The sequence below is a fragment of the Nitrobacter sp. 62-13 genome, assembly GCF_001896955.1.
Classification (GTDB): Bacteria; Pseudomonadota; Alphaproteobacteria; order Rhizobiales; family Xanthobacteraceae; genus Nitrobacter.
Genome location: NZ_MKRN01000193.1, coordinates 5,673 through 7,594, shown reverse-complemented (window position 1 = coordinate 7,594; position 1,922 = coordinate 5,673). Strand labels below are relative to the sequence as shown.

Sequence of the window (1,922 nt, the reverse complement as noted above, 5' to 3'; positions counted from 1 at the left end):
ATACGGGTCCGCTGTTCGGCAGGCTCGGCGCGCTCTGCGTGAAACCCCGGACGAAAAGATTCGAGGGACGCCGGTAGACCGGCACGGTGTAGACGTCCGTCCTGGTGCGCGATCCGTCGATAATCGGCTCATAATAACCGGTGACAAAGCCGTCGGCTTCGCCGAGGCGCGAAATTCGCACGGCCCGGAAACGGGTTTCGAAAAAGGCGCGGGCCTTGGCATCGTCAGGGTTGGCGACACCTTTGGCCGCGCGGCACGGCTCTCGCAAAGATGTGCCCAACACTTTCTGGCCGGCAGCGGCCGGGAGCTGCCCGGTCGTTACCGCACGGCAGCTCCTGCGAAAGGTCCTGAATGCTTCAAGATGATCGTCGTCTTTCCAGCCGGCGATGTCGGCCCATGCCACCGGCATGTATTGACCGCCTGTGACCTCGAACGGCCAGACCGGATGACGGGGAGCGTGCCGGGCTTCGCCCGCGGCAGGCATAAGCACAGCGGCCACGCAAAATCCGATGGCGCACCGTTTAAGGCGATACCGATCAGCTGCCGCTTCCGGTGCCAACCAGTTTCCAGTTCGGATCGCGCGAAGCGATATCGCGGGCAAACGTCCAAACGTCGGTGATATCGGAAATCTTTTCAGGGTTTCCGTCGACAATTGCTCCCGCCTTGTCGCGCGTAATCGAAATCATCTGCGAGGTGAAACGAACCGTCAGTTGCTCCGCGCCGTCGCGCAATTCCGCGCCAATCAGCTCGACTTTGTCGATCGAGACAAATCGCGTTTCCGTCTGCTGCTCGAGTTTCTCCCGATCCTTGATGGCGGCGTCGAAGCTGTCATAGACGTCCGTCGACAGCAAATCCTTCAGGGTCCGGCGATCGCCATTGGCGAACGCCAGCACAATCATCTCGTAGGCGCTGCGCGCGCCGCTCAGGAAATGCTTCGGGTCGAAGGATGAATCCTGAGCCGCGATGGCATCGAGCCCGAGGGCGAGCGGCGTGCCCGGTTCGGTCAGATTTTTCCAGCGCTCGGAGGCGGACGTCACATCGGCCGTGGGCGCCGATGACGTCTGATCGATCACGGTGCCCGGTACCGGAACAACATTGTTGTCCTGCGTACCATGCAGCACTTCACGGGTCGCACGGTCGTAGGGCGGACGCTCACTTCCCGTGCGCTGTCCCAGGACACTGCGCAGACGCAGGAAGATAAAAACCGCCAGCGCCAGAAAAATGATGGTGTAAATATCCACTTCGTCTTCACTTTCTGATCGGTCTGGTTCTCGTCCGGCGAACGAACGTCCAGCAGGGATCACAGGTTCGCATCAGACGGCGTCAATAATGTAGGTATGATATCCAGTCCGGCCAAGGGCGCGTTTTAGCACAACGAACCGGATCAGGGAGTTGTCTCCTCAGCTGCCGCCTTAAAAAATAATAGCGTGTTTCCGATCAAAGGGGAAATCGGATTACGGGAAGAAAACGCGTTCCTTCAACAGTTTAAGCCGCCAGGCTATGCAACCTGCGGCGTTTTTTCCGAAAGCTCCGAGGCTAAACGCGACGAGTCGCCCCGGCGGAGGGACCATCCCGAAGGTCCCACCGTCCTTGTGGACAGCGGCAGGCTTGTGATAGCCACTCGCGGCGGCGCGGCAATTTGCCCCTTCAAGCAAGCCGACCTTCCCTGACTCGCTTGAACGTTCCAGGAGAGACATCCAATGACCAACGGCAACGGCACACCTCCCGAGGCGGGCCCTTCACCCCAGCTGAATGTGCTGGCTCAATACACCAAGGATCTCTCTTTCGAGAATCCCAACGCGCCAGCCTCGCTCGCCCCGCAGCAAACGCCTCCCTCGATCAGCGTTCAAATCAATGTCGGCGCCAGCAACGTCGCGGAGAACGACTACGAGGTGGTGCTTAAGGTCGAGGGCAAGGCCGAG

Annotated in this window: 3 protein-coding genes; 1 reads left to right on the top strand and 2 read right to left on the bottom strand. The window is 60.0% G+C overall.

Translation table 11 applies throughout. The features are described 5' to 3' along the window. A partial coding sequence (locus BGN91_RS14890; RefSeq protein ID WP_292614448.1) for an MltA domain-containing protein occupies positions 1–484 on the bottom strand: 484 nt, incomplete at its 3' end. A 52-nt stretch (positions 485–536) separates the two neighbouring features. After that, positions 537–1,241 (bottom strand): Tim44/TimA family putative adaptor protein, encoded by a 705-nt coding sequence (locus tag BGN91_RS14885; protein ID WP_292614446.1) that lies wholly within the window; start codon positions 1,239–1,241, stop codon positions 537–539. A gap of 459 nt (positions 1,242–1,700) precedes the next feature. Between BGN91_RS14885 and BGN91_RS14880 the strand changes: the two genes are divergently transcribed. Then, positions 1,701–1,922 (top strand): protein-export chaperone SecB (locus BGN91_RS14880; RefSeq protein WP_292614444.1); only part of this gene is annotated, 222 nt, incomplete at its 3' end.